Origin of the sequence: Type-D symbiont of Plautia stali (assembly GCF_001485335.1) — a bacterium.
Taxonomy (GTDB): Bacteria; Pseudomonadota; Gammaproteobacteria; order Enterobacterales; family Enterobacteriaceae; genus Pantoea; species Pantoea vagans_C.
On the sequence record NZ_BBOC01000207.1, the window covers coordinates 1 to 583 of the forward strand.

The 583-nt window shown below is 55.6% G+C and carries 1 protein-coding gene; it reads left to right on the forward strand.

Annotation, left to right across the window (positions count from 1 at the left end; genetic code table 11):
• Positions 1–583 (forward strand): IS3 family transposase (locus PSSD_RS26015; RefSeq protein WP_153011538.1); only part of this gene is annotated, 583 nt, incomplete at both ends.

The window sequence follows — 583 nt, forward strand, 5'->3', positions numbered from 1 at the left end:
AGTCCGACTGAGGTACGCCTTTATCCGTGACAACACCTGTTACTGGCCTGTTCGCCTGCTCTGTCGGGTGCTGGATGTTCATCCCAGTGGCTTTTACGCCTGGCTTCAGCAGCCGCATTCACAACGCCATCAGGCAGACCTGAAACTAACAGGACAGATTAAACAGTTCTGGCTGGAATCGGGATGCGTCTATGGTTATCGCAAGATCCATCTGGATCTGCGGGACAGCGGGCAACAGTGCGGAGTGAACCGGGTCTGGCGGCTGATGAAACGTGTCGGGATAAAGGCTCAGGTCGGATACCGGAGCCCGCGGGCACGTAAAGGCGAGGCCAGTATCGTGTCGCCCAACAGGCTCCAGCGGCAGTTCAATCCGGATGCTCCGGATGAGCGTTGGGTAACGGACATAACCTACATCAGGACCCACGAAGGCTGGCTGTATCTTGCCGTGGTTGTTGATCTGTTCTCACGCAAAATTATCGGCTGGTCCATGCAATCCCGGATGACAAAGGACATTGTCCTGAACGCACTGCTGATGGCTGTATGGCGGCGTAATCCCCAAAAACAGGTGCTGGTTCACTCGGAT